Genomic DNA, 17,086 nt, shown 5'->3' on the forward strand with positions numbered 1-17,086 from the left:
TCTCGAAGCTGGGCAGCGACATGGCTAATTGTCCCAAGTGTCAGGTCAATCTCTCTCAAGACGATCTCAAGTCCGCACAGTGCTCCCAATGCGGGTATGCATGGGACGCGAGCGAAGTCCCGGCCGATGTCCCGTCGGCGGGTGCGTCCGCAGAACCGGCTAAGCATTGGTCGGACGATGACGACGACGGCGGGATGACCGTCGATGTTCGTGAAATGTCGAACCAGGACCTCAAACGGCTGGAACAGGTTTGGGGAACGACGGCGAATCAAGACGCCACTCCGGGGATGACCATCAAAGCCCGTGAAGGTCAATACCTTGACGAGAACTTCGATAAGCTAGGTTCGGGCGAACAACCGGCGGGTCCACACGTAGACTCAGCAACCGGCGAGAGCGCGAAGACCTTTGCCGTCCCGGATCGTGGCATCGGCAACAGCCCTACCGGCAAGGAAACGAAACAAGCAAGCCCCACCGACGAAGCGTCTCCACCGGTTTCGGCCGAGGATTCCGCCGATGACGATTGGTCAGCAGACAGTCACGACGTCACTTTGGAGTCCGACGAATTCGTCGATCAAGACGAATCCCAAGACTCGAGCCGAACCCTTTCCGAGTTCGATGAGGAAGACGCCAGTCACGATTCCGCAACGTTTGCATCCGATGCCTTCCTTTCCAGTGAGGAAGTCGAAGCACCCGCGGATTCCGCCGACAGTGACGACGACGGAAGTTTCGACCAGACGATCGTCTCGGACGAATTCGAGCCACCCGATTCCAAAACGTTTGATGCAGATATCGAGGCGTCGGATGAGTTTGACGATGCCGGTGCAACAGTTCCTGACGTCGGCGCAGTCAGCCCCGATCGTTTAGAAGACATCGACGCGGACCGCACGATCATCACCGACAGTGTCGACGGGGTTGAGGCAGATTCGGCCGATCATAACTCGAAAACAGACGAGTTCGGCATTCCCCAAGCGGCATCGGATGACGACAGCTACGATAAGACAATTGTGTCTGACGAATTCGGTTCCGACGACAAAACGTTCGATTCGAAGAACGATTCTGGCTATTCCAACGACCGCACTGCTGCGATGGATGCGGACGACTTTAAACGCTCGATGTCGTCGGGTGGTTTGGTCATTCAGCGTCGTTCGTTGCGATTGCAGGGTACGCCCCGGGCCGACGACGCGGATTACGTGCTCTTGAACCTGCTTGGCGAAGGCGGGATGGGCAAGGTCTATAACGCTCGCCAGACGTCTGTCGACCGCTCTGTTGCGGTCAAGATGTTGAAAGTGAAAAGCAAGAAGCTTCGCGAGCAACAGGCCAAGTTCTTGACGGAAGCGGTGGTGACCGGAGACCTGGCTCATCCGAACATCGTGCCGATTTACGACGTCGGTCAAGACGAAGAAGATGCCCTCTTCTATTCGATGAAGCACGTAACAGGGAACCCCTGGATCGACACGCTTCGTCAGAAGACGTTAGACAAGAACCTCGAGATTCTGATGCGTGTTTGCGACGCAATGGCGTTCGCGCACTCAAAGGGCGTCGTGCACCGCGACCTAAAACCCGAGAACGTGATGCTCGGGGAATTCGGTGAAGTCCTGGTGATGGACTGGGGCTTGGCGATGCCGACCGACGACTTCTCACGCGGCAAACGTGGCATTACACCCACCAACAGCATGGGGGGCACGCCCGCGTATATGGCTCCTGAGATGGCGACCGGTCCGCTCAAGTCGATTGGACCGGCAAGTGACGTCTATCTTTTAGGGGCGATGCTTTACGAGATCGTCACCGGTGCCCCACCTCACCGCGGCAAAAACGCTATGAAGTGTTTGATGGCCGCCGCCAAAAACATCATTCATCCCACGACGGAAGATGGCGAGTTGATGTCGATCGCCATGCGTGCGATGGCCACCAACCCGCGAGAACGTCATGCCAGCGTGCACGAATTCCGTTCGGCGGTAGAAGACTATCTCACGCATAGCGAGAGTTACGAACTCTCCGACCGGGCAGAAGACGATCTTAAGAACGCCCGCGAAACCGGCAACTATCAAACTTTCAACAAAGCGATTTTTGGTTTCGAAGAAGCCCTTCGGCTTTGGGCCGGCAATAAAACTGCAATCGACGGGCTCGCCGCGACACAAGTCGCCTATGCCGAACGTGCGTTGGAGAACTCCGACTTCGACTTGGCCGCGTCCTTGTTGGATCAGAAAGACCCCGATCATCAACCGATCTTGGCGACGATTGCCAAATCCAAGAAAGAACGCGACGGGCGAATTCAGAAATTGAAACGTGCCCGGCAAATGGGGTACGGTTTGGTCGCGACCATTCTGGTGGTGATCTCAGCCGCATTCTTGTGGGTCAACGATGCTCGGGCCAAAGCGGAAGACCGGCGAATTGCTGCCGAGATCAGCGAGAAACGAGCGGAAGGTTCCGCAGCCATCGCGGATTTCAACGCCATCGAAGCTGGTATTCAAGAGCGAAAAGCCATCAATAACTTGGTGATCGCCGAAGCCGCGAAGGAAGCCGAAGCTGTGCAGGCTCGTTTGGCAGCCGGTGAAGCCGCCATCGCGTTCTTCAATGCGATTGAAGCCCAAGCTCAGAAGAAGCAAACCGAGCAGGCGTTGTTAGCAGCCGAAATCGCAAAGGCGGCTGAAGAAACACAGGCACGAATCGCGGCTGGTGAAGCGGTCATTGCAGACTTCAATGCTGTTCAAGCAACGGTTCAGCAACGCAAAGCTGAAGTGGCCCAGTACAAAGCCGAGGTCGCTCAATCCGCGGAAGCCGAACAACGCAAACGAGCTGCTGGTGAAGCGGTGGTTGCGTTCTTCAACTCGATCGAAGCACAGGCACAACGAAAGCAAGCGGAAATTGCTCGCTTGGCCGAAGCCGACCAACGTCAAAAAGCGGAAGATGCCCGTGTTGCTGAGGAAGCTCAAGCTCGTCGAGCAGAAGGGTCCGCCGCCATCGCCGAGTTCAACGCAGTTCAGGCGTCCGTCGAAGAGCAGAATGCTCGTGTTCAAGAACAGCGGGCGGTTGCTAACCTCGGCTTAGCGCAGACTCAACGCAAACGAGCCAACGGCGAAGCTGCCATCGCTCAGTTCAACGCGATCGAAGCTTCTATTCAACGCACCATTGCGGAGGTCGAACGGAACGAAGCGATTTCGGCGCGGCGTCGGGAAGAAATCGCAAGAAGAGCACAGGAATATGAATCTTACGGAGCACTCATCGGTTTGGCGAAAGCGAAGATCGAAGAGAACTCGTTCGACTTCGCCCGCGTTTTGCTCAATCGAACCAACCCCGCCTTCCGAAACTGGGAATGGGGCTACTTAATGCACTTGTGTTCGCAAAGTGAACTCGAGTTCGCTCAGGGTAAACGAGTCGAATCCATCGACCTATTCCATCAAAGCGATCGTTTCGCCATCGGTGGAGCGGAAGGACTCGCTCGGGTGCAAAACCGGTTGGACAAAGACGACGTTCAAGACATCTCGCTACCCGCCTCGGTGAATGTATTGTCGATTGCCGTCTCGCCAGACGATCAATTGATCGCATTGGGAACCGACGACACCCGCAACGGATTCATCAAATTGTGGAGTGTCGCCGACCGCAAGTTTGTCGACACCTCATTCGGTCCGGCAGACATCTTCTCCATTCCGGGTAATGAAGATCAACGCATGGCGGTTGGTCACCTCAATTATGTAGTGAGTGTCGAGTTCTCACATGACGGGCAGTTACTATTGACCGCATCCATGGACCGAACGGCTCGTCTATGGAGAGTCGCAACGGGCGAATTGGTTCGCATCTTCGATGGTCACAGCGACTGGGTTTGGGATGCCACATTTGCTCCGAACAGTTCCGGACCGGAAACGCAAATCATCACGGTGAGTGAAGATGGCACGGCTATCGTCTGGCGGGATCCGACCGGTCAGTGGACCGACGAGGAAAATGTCAGTTCCTTGCTGCCGTTCCGAGGACACACCGAGCCTGTCTATTCGGTGGCGTGCTCTCCGGATGGGCAAACGGTAGCAACCAGCGGATACGACCGGCGAATTCTCGTCTGGCAACCCGCGGACATTCCACAACTCACGCAGGAAGAATACTACGCCAAGCTGTTCCGCAAGGAACCTGTGCCGCGAACGAAGTACACGGTGCTTAGCGGTCACTCGGCTCCGGTGACTAGCGTCAGTTTTGCAAACACGACGACATCGCCGTTCAACGACTCGCAAGATTTCTTGGTCGTGCTCAGCGGTGCAAACGATAACCTCGTCAAGGTTTGGCGAGTTCCACAAGGCACGACGACCGCCGAAATCACGCCGCAGGTGACATTCAAAGGTCATGGCGGTTGGGTTCGCGATTGTGTCTTTAGCCCGGACGGAACTTGGATTCTCTCGACGGGGCATGACGGTTACGTTCGACAATTCAGCACCGGCGATAATGCCGAAGATGCAATCTACCTAGTCGACGGACCGGAACTTGGTGGTCACGAGGATGCGATTGAAGACGTCGCCATCACCACTCATGACGGAAAACGCCGCGTTGCAACTGTCAGCCGGGATCGGACCGTCAAAGTCTATAACCTAAACGGTGACCAATCGAACGAATCGCTGACCGAAACTTTGACGGAAGGTCATTCCACCAATGCAGCCGTCTCGTCGGGAATGTTTTTCTCGGATGGTCAAACCTTTGTAAGTGCCGCTTCCGACTTCACGACTCGAATTTGGGACCTCACCTCGGGCACACAATTGATGTCGCTTGAAGGCACCGGCGATGGTTCCGCCCTCAGTGTATCGACGAAAAACGGTCGTTGGATTCTGACCGCTGGCGGCCAAATCAACCCGGCTGACAAAAACAGTGGTTGGCAAGCCAAGCTTTGGGATGTGTCCCAGATGAGTTCCACGGGTGACACATCGTCCGCGGAACCGCTGGTGAAATTCGGCGAACACCCCACGCCGGTTAACGCCGTCGCGATTTCGAACGATGTCAATAACAACGGTGAGTTAGTATTGCTCACGGGAGACCGAGCTGGTCGACTTCAATTATGGACTTGGAAACCGGGCACGACGACCGTCAACCTGTTGCGTTCCATTGCCCCATTCGAAGGCAAATACGCTCACAACGGAACCATTGTCGCTGCAACCTTCCTGCCTGGTGATGAAGTTGTCGTAACGGGCGGTGCAGACAACGTCGTCTCGCTGTGGAATGTCGGCACCGGAGTCGAAATCGACAGCCGGCGAATGCCGCACCCTGCCCCGATTATCTCGATGAAAAAAACACCCGATGGGAACCGCTTGGTCACGTCATGTGCTGACGGCAAGGTTCGTGTCTGGGACCTTAATACGGCTGAACTCGAGCGTCTCTATACACCGCAGGGTGGTCTCAAGACGCTGATTTCCAATGTTCGAGAAGAGTTTGGTGCAAAACGTCATCCGGTCGAAATCATGGAGAAGGCATGGCGAATTGTCAGTGAGAACGACGATGTTTCCGACTTCCGTGAACGTGGGGGTTGGGATCAAAGTGCGGCGGACTTGCTGTACCGACTGCCAAAACGTCTTGCTGAGTCGGTCGAAAACAGCGACTCCCAGTTGGACTCGGCTGCCAATGACGTGCGTCAGGCACGCCAGTTTGCCAAACGATTCGCAGAGGAAGTCTTTACAGATGTCAGTGTGGATTCACTTCTGCAACCCCGAATGACATCGGTCGCGATTTCGCCGGACGGCCAGATTGTCTTGGCCACGAACTTCGATGACTCGTGGACATGCCTCTGGAACGTGGAAGACAACACTGCCGATAACGCAACCGCCGATCAGCATTTGAACGCCAACGGTCGCACTTTGCACGGCGTGACATTCTCGCCGGAATTGGGTGTGCATCGCTTTGCAGTCCTCGGCTTGAGCGACGCTCGTGTCTACACCATCGAAAAGGGCTTCAAGAATCGGTCGAAAATACGAATGGTCATGTCCTTTAACCCGCACGAGCAAATTGTCTCTGCCGACTTCGCCCCAGATGGACTCCACCTGGTTGCCAGTGGGATGGAAAATTCCGCTCGCGTGTGGGACACAAAGAATCGTCGTACAGTGGTGAAGCTCGAAGGAGTCCACACGGCACCGGTTTTGAATGCGTGTTACTCTCCCGATGGAACACGCATCCTCACGGTCAGTGCTGATGGAACGGCGAAACTGTGGGTCGTCGAACCAACTGACGTCAACGGGGAAACGCGAATGCAGGCGTCTGTTATCCAGTCGTTCACAGGGCATCAAAACGATGTCACGGATGGGACATTCTCGCCAGACGGAAAAATGATTGTCACCGTCTCTAAAGATCGCACGATTCGTTTGTGGGATACGGAAACCGGCCAGGCTCTCTTCACCAGCCCTACGGAAGACGACTCGCTTCTTTCCGTCGACTTCTGCGGCGACGGTAAGCGGATTGTGGTGGGACACAAAGATCGGATTGCGACCTTGTGGACGGTGGAAAGCGAAAGCGGCGAAACGTCGCTGAAGAAGCGGATGACGTTCTCCGGCCACTCGGCCGCAGTCACCGATGTGGTGTTCTCACCATTGGAAGACTTCAACGACAACGGCGAGCAAGACGAATTCGAAACCTATGGGGATCGAATGATGTCTGCCAGCGAAGACAACAGTGTGATCGTGTGGGACACTCGCATTCCCGAGGAAGACGGCGTGGCTGTTCCCGAAGCGAAGCAAATTCTGACTCTTCGCCGTCACACTCGTGCGGTGACTTCAGTCCGTTTTGCTCCCGACGGTCAATGGGTCGTCACCGGCAGCGAAGACACACGAGCGATCCTTTGGCCGACGAAAGACTGGCGTGCTGAAAAGCACGAAGAACTGCTTAAAGAAAAGAACCGCGATTTGGCCGATGACTTGCAACCGGCAGCCAAAGTCGAAACAGCCGTACGGTAATTGATTCCGCCAAGACGTTCTTGGTCGCTCCAATACGATTCCATTTCCCGGCGGGTTTGGCGAAGATAGCCAGACCCGTCGTTTTTCTTTTTTGGATGAGTGTTAAGTTCATGAGTTCTGTGGTGGCATATCTCTCCCGGGGACGATTGTTGGTGCAATCGCCCGATGAGTCGGCTCGCGAAGTGGAAAGCCCGTTTGCTCGGCAGACAATGGAGCGTCGCGAGCGTCAGCGTCAAGCACGGGGTTGGCAGGAGTCGAGTGGGCTCTGGGGCAACATGGGGATGACGGAAGATAACCCGCTCGAAGCGATGGCCTCGCAAGTGGCTGTCCGTCGACCGATTCGATTTAGTTCGCTTGCATCGGGACATAACACGGGGGACTTGTTTTACCTGCTCGATTTGCATGGAGTGAACGGGTTGTTCCGTTACAACACCGAACGCGACGAAGAAACGCGGCTCATGCACCGTAATGACTTCCCCGCCCGCGATCTTGCCTACCATGCGGAGTCGGAAAGCCTTGCGTTGTCGTTGCCCCGCGAAGACGGCACGGTGGGCATTGTCGTCGGAGAGAACGACGGACGCTTTCTTCGCGACATCACCCTCGGCGACTCACTCGATGAAAGCGCTCAATGGTTGCCCGGCGAACACCGTCGCCTCGTGTTTCAGTCGGCCGGTTTCCTCCGTGATCACCTGGGCTATCAACGTGGACTGTCGCCTTATCGAATCGAGCAAGCCGACCTCGACGCCGAAAAATTTGACGTGCTACTCGAAGACCCCGACTTCGATCTACTTCACCCCCGAGTCACCGACGACGGAACCTTGTACTTCATTCGCCGCCCATACCGTCCCCAAGGGCACCAGCATCGCGGATTAGGCACGGTACTAAAAGACATCGTCTTGTATCCGGTGCGATTTCTGATCGGGGTCCATCACTTCTTCAGTTTTTTCTCGACGGCCTTCGGTGGTCCACCGCTGATTGCCTCCGGCGGAGCAAAACGACCGCAAACACCGGAAGCGCGGTTCATCATGTTGTCCGGGCAAGCGATCGACTTGCATAAGCGTCAGCAGAAAGGCACGCCGGAATCCCCCGCCGGACTCGTGCCCGACGATTGGCAACTCGTGCGTCGATCGACCGATGGTGAAGAAACCGTGCTCGCCGAGGGGGTGGTGCATTATGACATCAATGGGGACGGCGAAATTCTCGTCACCAACGGGAGTGTCATTCGCAGGATCTCCGCCGATGGAAAGTCCACCCGTATCGCAACGGACCAACTCATCGAGCGAGTCGCCTTCGTACCGAATTCCAACCCCGGAGTTTAGCCGAATTGTCGAGACAATATCCTTCGGTTTTGAACCGTCGGTCGATTATAGTAAAGCCATCCTTCTTCGCGTTCGCCATTAGGTATGTAATGTTATGGTCCTATTGCTGACCGTATGCTGGTTTGCAGGTGTGATTCTGCTAAGTCAGGGCATCACACGCATGGTCACATCGGCCACGAACGGATTCGTATTCCGCCTGCTGGTTTTCCCTGGCGTCTTGGTGCACGAACTTTCCCACTATGTTGCTTGCAAACTGACCGGTGCGCCAGTCGAGAAAATGCAACTCTTCGGTCGCCTGCCTAGCGAAGACGGCAAACGTGTTTACGGTGGCTATGTGATGCATGGGCCGTCGAAGTTGCCGATCGTGGGGGATTTTCTGATTTCGTTCGCCCCTGTGTTCGGTGGCTTAACGCTGATCCATCTCTTCACGGTCCTCGCGGGTGATCCGTTGGGACTCGACCATAGCCCTGCCGAAGCCGTCAGTGATGACGCTTCCCCTCAACACAACATCCAAAGTGCCATCTGGGGAATGGTCTATCTTATGGGTCGGCTACCCATCCGAATCTACGAGAACTTCGGCAACTGGATTTTCTGGGTCTACTTGTACCTCACAGCGTCACTCGCAGTCACCCTGGCACCGAGTCGGCAAGACTTCAAGAACTCGTGGAAGCATCTTTGGAAGAACTTCCTCTGGTTGGTCTTGCTGTTGGGCGTGGTGTATATCGTGACCCGGATCCTCGGGACCTTTATCGATAGTGTGATCGCCCCGTATTTGGTCGGTCTCTATGCTTACACAACTTCGATCTTGCTTGTTGTGATGCTACTGACGTTTCTCGTCACACGATTATGGTTGGTGTTCCGACGACGACATAAGTCGGCATGAAGGACTACTGTCGCGAAGTCGGCACGATGGCCATCAACTCCAACGCCTGTCTCGCAGCTTCGCGAACGTCCGGGCTGTCGTCGTTCAACTTCTCACGAATGTCGGCTGTCGCGGTGACCGAGTGGGGGCCCAGATTTCCAAGCGCGACAAGTGCCATCAGCCGGTGGTGTTCCGCATCCGATTTCAACAACCCCTGCAAAGCCGGCACCAACTCTGGCGGTGGGTCTTGGAACAACGACAATGCCGTCGCAATGTTGATTCGCACGTCTGCCGACGGATTATCGAGTGCCCGTGGTAGGGTTTGAAACACGCGAATTCGCAAGTCTTTTGGGAAAGACGGATTGACGAGCAGCGTCTCGGGAACGATCTGCAGCAACATCATTGACGCCAACTCCTGCCGGATGGAATCTTGCGGAGCTGAACCGGATTCAGTCAGTCGATCGAGCAACACAGGAATCGCGTCCACACCGAACTGTAGCAACTTTGTCTCGGCGGCCTGATATTCCACTGGTTGCTGCGATTCATACGCCGTTTGCAATTCTTCGAATGTGCTTGCAGCTGCGGTCATTTCTGCAGCGCGTGTCGGGACCGTTAGAATTCGCGAATGCGGCAGAATGTTGGTCGGCTGCGTTCGACTCGGCTCCTCGCCGGTTATCGAGGCGGGTGTCGCTTGTGGCTTCGGAAGTTCGATTGGTAATTCGAGTGCAACGGTCTGCGTCACAATTTCGGCAGACGGCTTTTCAGTCGTTTCGGCTACCGACTTGTCGCCTGAGTCCACGGACGCTTCAACCACTTTTTTGGCTGGAGTGTTTGCAGCGGTTGCAACGATGGGTGGCTGTGGTTTCTGGGCTTCCGAGGTATCTGCTGACTCCGAGCCGCAACCCCCGCTGACGATCATGCCGATCATCAACAATCCGGACCACTGGTTTCGTGCTGAGTTCTGTATCGTCGGCATGGCTGCGTTCCTTCGCAAAACAGATGCACTGACTGTTTCGGCACGATCGAATCACAGATTCGAGCGCAATCCTCGCCTGAGACGCATTCTTGGTGGGGTCGGTTGGTTCGATCGTCTGAGTTGAACGTCACCGGTTATTCGTATTAGTCTGGTGATAGTGATGCTGCTGATCAGGAGGGATTCATGACACACTACACGCAGATACTAATTGCATCCACTGGACTGTTTGTTTTCGCTTGTCTGGCGAACACAGCCGACGCCCAGGACCGGTATGAGGAAGCTCGCAAACAAATGGTGCAGCGTTGGCTGCGTGACGAAGGGATTTCGAATCGTCGCGTTTTGCAGGCAATGGAGAAAGTGCCGCGACATGAATTCGTCACGCGGACTCATCAACGTTCCGCCTACACCGACCAAGCTCTGCCGATCGGTTACAAGCAGACGATTTCTCCGCCGTTCATCGTGGGCTATATGACGGAATCGATCGATCCCCAGCCCACCGATAAAGTGCTCGAAATCGGCACCGGCAGCGGATATCAAGCGGCGGTGTTGGGCGAACTGGCCAAGGAAGTTTACACGATCGAGATCGTCGAGCCACTCGGCGAGTCGGCCGCTCGACGGTTGAAAGAGTTGAAGTACGACAACGTCCACGTTCGCACCGGTGACGGTTACCAAGGTTGGCCTGAAAAAGCTCCGTTCGACAAAATCATCGTCACCTGCTCTCCCGAGAAAGTCCCGTTGCCGTTGGTCAAGCAACTTCGCGAAGGCGGGATGATGATCATTCCGCTCGGCGAACGTTACCAGCAGGTGTTTCATCTTTTGAAAAAGAAGGATGGCAAACTTCAACAGGAACGACTCATCCCGACTCTGTTCGTGCCGATGACGGGTATCTCGGAGAATAATCGTGAGAAACTGCCGGACCCGAAGAATCCGGAAATCGTGAATGGTAGCTTTGAGATCGATGCCAACAACGACGGCCGAGCCGACAGTTGGCATTATCAACGCCAGACCACCCTGGAGAATCAGGGCGCTCCGCATGGGAGTCGGTTCGTGACTTTCGAGAATGAGGAACCCGGACGATTAGCCCAAATGCTGCAAGGCATGGCAATCGATGGTCGTGAGATCGCCGCGCTGCGTTTTCGGATGTCGGTAAAGTTGCTCAATGCTCGTCGCGGTCAGCAACGATTTCATCAACCGGGATTGGTGGTGCATTTCTACGACGACGTTCGTCGCCCGGTCGGGGAAATCAGCATCGGTCCGTGGCTCGGCTCGCAAGATTGGGAAGTCTACAGCCAGACCATCGTCGTGCCACCGCGAACTCGTGAAGCCGTCATCCGCATGGGTCTCAATGGCGGAACCGGCACGTTGAGCATCGACAACGTCCAAATGGAACTCGCCCGACGCCAGTGAACCTTCACGTCTGCGTGGTGTCGATCTTTTCGTTACGACACCACTAACCCGGTGCCGCCACATGTTTGACAGGGTTCGACGTGAATCAAACCGATGTACTTTCCCCGTCCGCTGCAGTCACGACAGCGGTATCTGGGAAATAGCAGGAATTGCAGGTGTCCGCGGTGGTAGTCGCTGTTGATTTCTACGCGACCGCAATTCTCAGGCAACAGTTCCCGATGCTGATCGAGCAACCCTTCGAACGCGGCTTCTGCCGAGTTGCCGACGAATCGCACATTCGGGTCCTTTTCGAACCGTGCCAACCATTCGTCGTGTCGCACACGTTCGACACACACCAGCATTTCACTTGTTGCAGGAGTCACCGTCATCGATTTACCAGACCAGTCCCAACCCATGAATAGAACGCGAGTATCGTCTGATTTGCCGCGAATGCGGGAACTTCAATTGTTTTCGTCAAATTGTATCCCCAGAGACGCTCTGCAAGCGACCGGGAAGTCGCTCGAAACCGATGTTCTTGAAAATGCCAGTGTCGAATGGAACTTCAGCACCGGTTTTCGGGATTTTTTGAGTATGTTCACGATGCGAACGCTAAATCCGTCCGGCTTCCCGAAATACGAGCCGACACCGCAACGGTTTCTTTGCGTTTTCCAGCTACAACCCTGGTTCTCGACGACGAAATTGTGAGAGTCGCAGAAGAACACCTGTCTTTCCTTCGGTCGGGTGCGTAGGATTCCCGAAGAAGGAAGAGGAACTCAATCGGCAGGAGGTCGAACCAAATTTCCTTCCACTCGATACCCATTTGCAAGTAAGAGTTGCATCTTGACATTTTTTCCATCCAGCGGGGCTGGCAAGCGGCCCTCATCGATGCCTAATAACACTATCTCGAGCTTCTGGACAGGTGCCGGCATGAAAGTTCCCGCGTCTCCGAAATTGATGAAGCGTCTCTCTGCGGCCGAAGGATATTTGGATCTCGACTTGCCCGAGCGAGCGCTGATCGAACTTGACGCCGTTAAAGATCCGGGGCCGTGGGAAGCGACCGTGGAATACATGAAAGGCGAAGCGTTCATTGCCGCCCGTCGGTTCGAGGAAGCGATTGCTCCGCTGAAGAAAGCGGCTCAGTTGATTCCCGCACCGCACAATAAAGGCGTGTGGCAATCGCTGAGTGAATGCTACCGCAGTCGCGGCGATGACGAAATGGCCGAACTCACGGAAATGTTCGCCGAGAATCCACAGGCCGAAGTCGCTCCCAATGTGATTCAAGTATTGCAAATCACACTGATGCTTGAACAAATGGTCGATCACGACGAAGATGATGAAGAATCGGCCTTCTGGGATGAAGAAGACGCCGACTGGCACGACGAGGAATAACAGTTCCCCATCGGTTCGTGTCCGCGGCGAATGTTTCAAAGCCATCGTCGTTGTTTCGCCGCGAGACACAACACGTTCTAGCGAGTCAATTATTAGTCGTCCCAATCGGCCTCCACAAATTCCGCCCGAATTTTTGAGGAGACGAGGGATGTCGCCCCGCCGAATTTCGCTGCTGTTTGCCCCCCTCACCCTGCCCTGCATCGTTCTCGTGGGTTGGCTTTCTGTTTCCGAGTTATCGGGCGCAGTTCAAGATACCGACTTGGAGGACAAACCTCTTGTCATCGAGCTGCGTGACAAAATCGAACTTGCCGAAGTTCAGCTTGAGATCCGCCAGCAAATGGTGAGGGTCGCCCAAGCCGAAGCCACCGCCGATCCAGCAGAAATTCGCAAAACCAAGTCCTTGCTGAAAGAGGCCCAGGTGAATTTGGAATGGTGCGTTCACGAGGCAAAACGAACCGAAGAGCTTTTCAAGCGAGGAGTCAGTAGCCCGAGCGAACGATCTCGAGCTAACGCAGATGTCTCCGAAGCGGAAAGTCGCATTCAAGTGTTGGAAGCCACGCTCGAAAGCCAAACGAAACCATCCCGTGTCCATGAAGAACAGATTCGCTTGCTCGAATTGAAGGCGAAGAAAGCGAAGATCAAACTCGACCAATTGCGTCGCAGTTTGAACCGCTTTCTATCTTCCGCTGCCGAGCCGCTTCCATTGCAGTAATTCGTTGGTCGAAGCCATTCGCGATTACCGAGTTTGGTAGGTGCGTTTCTTTCCATTGGGGCCAATTTGGACGGTGTAGCTTTTTCCGTCGGCTGCAATCGAAGCTTTCACCCAGCGACCGGGACAATTGGCGGTTGTCTCGTGATTGGCGATGAACTTTGCCGGTGCTTGCTCCGACTCAGGCACATCGACGTTGCGATGAAGTTGGTACCAGTCTTTCAATGACTCAACCTGTTTGAGCGTCGCGAGTGTTTGCGGATGCCCGCCCTTTTTCGGCCCATTGCACATCACCGCGACCACCGGATCAATCGCTTTGACCAAGACCGGGTTGTTGCTGGTTGGCAACCCGTGATGGGTGACCATATACAGATCGACTTTACCAATCGGATTGTTCGGCGTCATCAGTTTAGCTTCGATGTTCCACGTCAAATCCCCGCAGCATAGGAATTTGAATTCGCCGAAGGTCAGCAGAAAACTCAAACTGTCGGCATTATCGCTTTTGTCTTCCGGGTTTGGTTTGTGCTCCGAAGCGAACGGATTTGGCTCTCCCTTATTGGGAATGACCTTGCGACCGCTAGTGACAATCTGAAGTTTCAGCGGTGTGTCTGTTGATTTCAACGGCAGTCGATCCCCCGCTGCAAGACTTTTTGATTGATTCTGGGCAGCAGCCCGATAAGCGAAAATTCGCTCGGAAAAATTCTTGTCTTCTGGAACGTCATCTGGGATGCCTCGGTCCCAGAACGTGTGGATGGGAATCATCGTCGACAACGCCGCGTGGTTGCCGTAATGGTCCAAATGCCAATGCGTGACAGCAGCATGATCGAGATGGTCCAGCTTGGCGACGTTCTTCACCACATCGAGAATCCGATCCCGGTCGCGACCGTTGTTGTCCGGATAGCCGGAGTCGATCAGCAGCGATTCTCCGGCGGGCGTCACGAACAACGTGGCGGCGCCGCCTTCGACATCAATGAAGTAAATGTCCAATCGACCATCTGCTTCACTCGCATGTGTCATGCTCGCGTACAGAAAAACGACGATCACCAATACGAAACGCAGCATCGAATATCTCCGGGAATAAAGTGTCGATTTCATTGCGGGGGATTTTCCAGCGATCGAACTGCCCAAGGGCACTCACTCACTACATTCGACTTCAAATCCGCGAATGCGGTCGAGTCGGTACTGCTTCTCTTTGCGATCGGTATGGCAAAAAGCCAGCAGATAAACGGTATTGCGAAACTGGACGAACTTTCGCGGCGTTACCGAGCGTTCTGCGGGGGCTCGTCGCGCACTTTGGTACTGCATTCGTACGGTGGAGTGGTTGTCAGCCGCAACTTGGAGGGCCGCAAACTCACTTGGTAAGCATGGCGTTTTTTCCGGTGGCTTGGTTGCTCGGAAGAATTTCGGCTTCGCAAACCGAAGGAAATCGCCCACGGTCTCCATGGGTTTTCCAGCCCGCATGACGCCGAGGAACACATCCTTCAGCACAAGCGAATCCGATAACGCGCGGTGCTCGACATAATCCGCCACGCCGAAATATTGTCCCAGTGCTGCCAGCGTATGACGTCGAGAATCGTGGATCCAACGACGCGACAACCGCACCGTATCGATCACAGGAGTCAACGGACAAACCACCCCGCAGCGGTAGAGCGCTCGATTGATGAAACCCACATCGAACGCTGCATTGTGAGCCATCCCGATCGCGTCGGCATCACCGAGAAACTCAAGGAACTCGGGGAGTGCTTCCTCGATCGTTGGTTGCCCAGCGACCATGTCGTCGGTGATTCCGTGAACGGCCGTTGTCGCGGAAGGAATCTGACACCGCGGATCGACCAGTTGGCAATAGTCTCCTAGCACAGTTCCGTCGAGACGGAAGCGAACCGCCCCAATTTCTACAATCTCGCTAAAGTCCGGGGAGCAACCAGTGGTCTCTAGGTCAAAGGCAATAAATTCGGTGTCAAGTAGCCAAGCGCTCGGGTCCAGCATCCAGCGTTCCCAATTGAGTGATATGAAACGGGATTGGTAATCCTTCCAGTGTAACCGTTTCAGTGACGGGGACAACCAATCACCCCCTCATCGTGATGTCCGACGCAATCCGTCGATCAGCCTGCCACGATGTCACACTTACAACCCGCAAAATCGGAAAAGGCGGTAGGAATCGGCAAAGTCGACGCATTTTATCAAAGACCGCTCCCATCTGAGACCGATGAAAGACTGTGACCGAATCCGCTGGATTCGTGCGCGGTGTGTTTCGGAACCGAATTTCGGTTCCTCAGATCGACATTGACGGTGAGAGGAACAAATGCGATCGCCAATTCCACCTTTGTGTTCGTCGATCGGCATTCGTCTCGCGATGTTTCTCGGGCTGCTGTTTGTAATGCCCGGTTGCGCTGCCCCATTGGTCAACACCACCAATTGCAGCAACGTTGGTGGCTTGATGGGAATGGACGACGGCTCATTCGTCGGCCACTCTGGTTTCGACGTGTGTGAGGCTCCGCGGGAACTGAACAAGGTTTCTCTGCCCCATTACACCGTGGAACCGCCGGACATTCTGCTAGTGGAGTCCACCCACAACTTGCGACGACATGACGCCCCCTTACGGGCAGCCGATCAGTTGATGATCCGTGTGGCCAATACGCTACCGATCGATCCGCGAGACGGCGATATCGTCCAAGGCTTCAAACAAATCGATGGCATTTTCGTCGTGCTAACCGATGGCACGATCGACTTTGGTCCGGAATATGGGAAAGTTCGCGTGGCCGATCTTTCGGTGGAACAAGCACAGGCGGAAATCGAACGACATCTGCGTGACAACAATAGCCTAGCTCGTCCGCAGTTAATCGTGACCCTCTTGCAACCGGATGGCAAACAGTTGATCTCCGGCGAACACCTCGTTCGCCCAGACGGCATGCTTTCGCTGGGTGTGTATGGGGAAGTTTACGTGGCCGGAATGACGCTGCCGGAAGTCAAATCGCAAATCGAACGTCATCTGTCACGGTATTTGCATCACCCGGAAGTCAGCGTGGACGTGCTCGCGTACAATAGCAAGTTCTACTATGTCGTGGCTGATGGCGGTGGAGCCGGCGAACAGGTGCATCGTTTTGTGTGCACCGGTAACGAAACGGTTCTCGATGCGATTTCACAGATTAACGGTTTGCCGATTGTTTCATCGAAGAAGCACATTTGGATCGCCCGCCCTTCTCCGGCCGGTGGCGGGTTCGATCAGGTGATGCCAGTCGATTGGAATGCCATCGTGCAAGGTGGTCAGACCGACACCAACTATCAACTTCTGCCCGGCGACCGGATCTATGTGAAAGCCGATCACTTGGTGAAGTTCGACACCTTCGTCGCAAAGATTACCTCGCCGATTGAACGTGTGCTCGGATTCACGTTGCTCGGCAACGGAGCCTATCGATCGGTTCAATTCGGCCACCGCTTTGGCGGCGGCGGCACTGGTATCAATGGCTTCTAGATGCGAACCGCATTGCAGGAGCCGAACAATATCCAGTTCAACCCTGGGCCTCGCGTTAC

General features: G+C 54.9%; 11 protein-coding genes and 1 pseudogene. 8 read left to right on the forward strand and 4 right to left on the reverse strand.

Going from position 1 to position 17,086, the window contains the following annotated elements; translation table 11 throughout:
* Nucleotides 1-1,112: 1,112 nt before the first annotated feature.
* The 4 genes and pseudogenes from AC5DDB_RS03595 to AC5DDB_RS03610 all read left to right on the forward strand — a co-directional run.
* Nucleotides 1,113-3,851: pseudogene (locus tag AC5DDB_RS03595) on the forward strand (WD40 repeat domain-containing serine/threonine protein kinase); the annotation flags it as partial.
* 24 nt (nucleotides 3,852-3,875) lie between these two features.
* Nucleotides 3,876-6,914, forward strand: a complete 3,039-nt coding sequence (locus AC5DDB_RS03600) for a WD40 repeat domain-containing protein (protein ID WP_491738519.1) — start codon at nucleotides 3,876-3,878, stop codon at nucleotides 6,912-6,914.
* A gap of 110 nt (nucleotides 6,915-7,024) precedes the next feature.
* Nucleotides 7,025-8,233, forward strand: a complete 1,209-nt coding sequence (locus AC5DDB_RS03605) for a hypothetical protein (RefSeq protein WP_491738308.1) — start codon at nucleotides 7,025-7,027, stop codon at nucleotides 8,231-8,233.
* Nucleotides 8,234-8,327: 94 nt separating this feature from the next.
* Entirely contained in the window at nucleotides 8,328-9,116 is a 789-nt protein-coding gene (locus tag AC5DDB_RS03610; protein ID WP_491738309.1) for a hypothetical protein, read from the forward strand.
* Between the two features lie 4 nt (nucleotides 9,117-9,120).
* Here the strand turns inward: AC5DDB_RS03610 and AC5DDB_RS03615 are convergent, their stop codons facing one another.
* The gene (locus tag AC5DDB_RS03615) at nucleotides 9,121-10,071 is read right to left on the reverse strand and encodes a HEAT repeat domain-containing protein (RefSeq protein WP_491738310.1); all 951 of its coding nucleotides are present in this window, start codon (nucleotides 10,069-10,071) and stop codon (nucleotides 9,121-9,123) included.
* Nucleotides 10,072-10,254: 183 nt separating this feature from the next.
* On the opposite strand from AC5DDB_RS03615, the gene AC5DDB_RS03620 reads away from it, so the two are divergent.
* Nucleotides 10,255-11,478 (forward strand): protein-L-isoaspartate(D-aspartate) O-methyltransferase, encoded by a 1,224-nt coding sequence (locus tag AC5DDB_RS03620; protein WP_491738311.1) that lies wholly within the window; start codon nucleotides 10,255-10,257, stop codon nucleotides 11,476-11,478.
* 32 nt (nucleotides 11,479-11,510) lie between these two features.
* Here AC5DDB_RS03620 and AC5DDB_RS03625 read toward each other — a convergent pair whose 3' ends face one another.
* Nucleotides 11,511-11,846, reverse strand: coding sequence for a hypothetical protein (locus tag AC5DDB_RS03625; protein WP_491738312.1), 336 nt, complete (start codon nucleotides 11,844-11,846; stop codon nucleotides 11,511-11,513).
* Between the two features lie 565 nt (nucleotides 11,847-12,411).
* Between AC5DDB_RS03625 and AC5DDB_RS03630 the strand changes: the two genes are divergently transcribed.
* Together AC5DDB_RS03630 and AC5DDB_RS03635 are read left to right on the forward strand one after the other, a co-directional pair.
* Nucleotides 12,412-12,846, forward strand: a complete 435-nt coding sequence (locus AC5DDB_RS03630; RefSeq protein ID WP_491738313.1) for a hypothetical protein — start codon at nucleotides 12,412-12,414, stop codon at nucleotides 12,844-12,846.
* Nucleotides 12,847-12,994: 148 nt separating this feature from the next.
* Nucleotides 12,995-13,558 (forward strand): hypothetical protein, encoded by a 564-nt coding sequence (locus AC5DDB_RS03635; protein ID WP_491738314.1) that lies wholly within the window; start codon nucleotides 12,995-12,997, stop codon nucleotides 13,556-13,558.
* A 24-nt stretch (nucleotides 13,559-13,582) separates the two neighbouring features.
* Here the strand turns inward: AC5DDB_RS03635 and AC5DDB_RS03640 are convergent, their stop codons facing one another.
* Nucleotides 13,583-14,617, reverse strand: a complete 1,035-nt coding sequence (locus AC5DDB_RS03640; RefSeq protein WP_491738315.1) for a ComEC/Rec2 family competence protein — start codon at nucleotides 14,615-14,617, stop codon at nucleotides 13,583-13,585.
* Nucleotides 14,618-14,689: 72 nt separating this feature from the next.
* Entirely contained in the window at nucleotides 14,690-15,541 is an 852-nt protein-coding gene (locus AC5DDB_RS03645; protein WP_491738316.1) for a 3'-5' exonuclease, read from the reverse strand.
* 316 nt (nucleotides 15,542-15,857) lie between these two features.
* On the opposite strand from AC5DDB_RS03645, the gene AC5DDB_RS03650 reads away from it, so the two are divergent.
* Nucleotides 15,858-17,027 carry a polysaccharide biosynthesis/export family protein gene (locus AC5DDB_RS03650; RefSeq protein ID WP_491738317.1) on the forward strand — a complete coding sequence of 390 codons (1,170 nt, stop codon included), beginning with the start codon at nucleotides 15,858-15,860 and terminating at the stop codon, nucleotides 17,025-17,027.
* Nucleotides 17,028-17,086: the final 59 nt, after the last annotated feature.

This window comes from Thalassoroseus sp., assembly GCF_984380535.1.

What these genes read in the sequence shown, in the direction of transcription:
- AC5DDB_RS03605 (WP_491738308.1), top strand. Translation starts at nt 7,025, where the DNA reads ATGAGTTCTGTGGTGGCATATCTCTCCCGGGGACGATTGTTGGTGCAA.
- AC5DDB_RS03610 (WP_491738309.1), top strand. Translation starts at nt 8,328, where the DNA reads ATGGTCCTATTGCTGACCGTATGCTGGTTTGCAGGTGTGATTCTGCTA.
- AC5DDB_RS03615 (WP_491738310.1), bottom strand. Translation starts at nt 10,071, where the DNA reads ATGCCGACGATACAGAACTCAGCACGAAACCAGTGGTCCGGATTGTTG.
- AC5DDB_RS03620 (WP_491738311.1), top strand. Translation starts at nt 10,255, where the DNA reads ATGACACACTACACGCAGATACTAATTGCATCCACTGGACTGTTTGTT.
- AC5DDB_RS03625 (WP_491738312.1), bottom strand. Translation starts at nt 11,846, where the DNA reads ATGACGGTGACTCCTGCAACAAGTGAAATGCTGGTGTGTGTCGAACGT.
- AC5DDB_RS03630 (WP_491738313.1), top strand. Translation starts at nt 12,412, where the DNA reads ATGAAGCGTCTCTCTGCGGCCGAAGGATATTTGGATCTCGACTTGCCC.
- AC5DDB_RS03635 (WP_491738314.1), top strand. Translation starts at nt 12,995, where the DNA reads ATGTCGCCCCGCCGAATTTCGCTGCTGTTTGCCCCCCTCACCCTGCCC.
- AC5DDB_RS03640 (WP_491738315.1), bottom strand. Translation starts at nt 14,617, where the DNA reads ATGCTGCGTTTCGTATTGGTGATCGTCGTTTTTCTGTACGCGAGCATG.
- AC5DDB_RS03645 (WP_491738316.1), bottom strand. Translation starts at nt 15,541, where the DNA reads ATGCTGGACCCGAGCGCTTGGCTACTTGACACCGAATTTATTGCCTTT.
- AC5DDB_RS03650 (WP_491738317.1), top strand. Translation starts at nt 15,858, where the DNA reads ATGCGATCGCCAATTCCACCTTTGTGTTCGTCGATCGGCATTCGTCTC.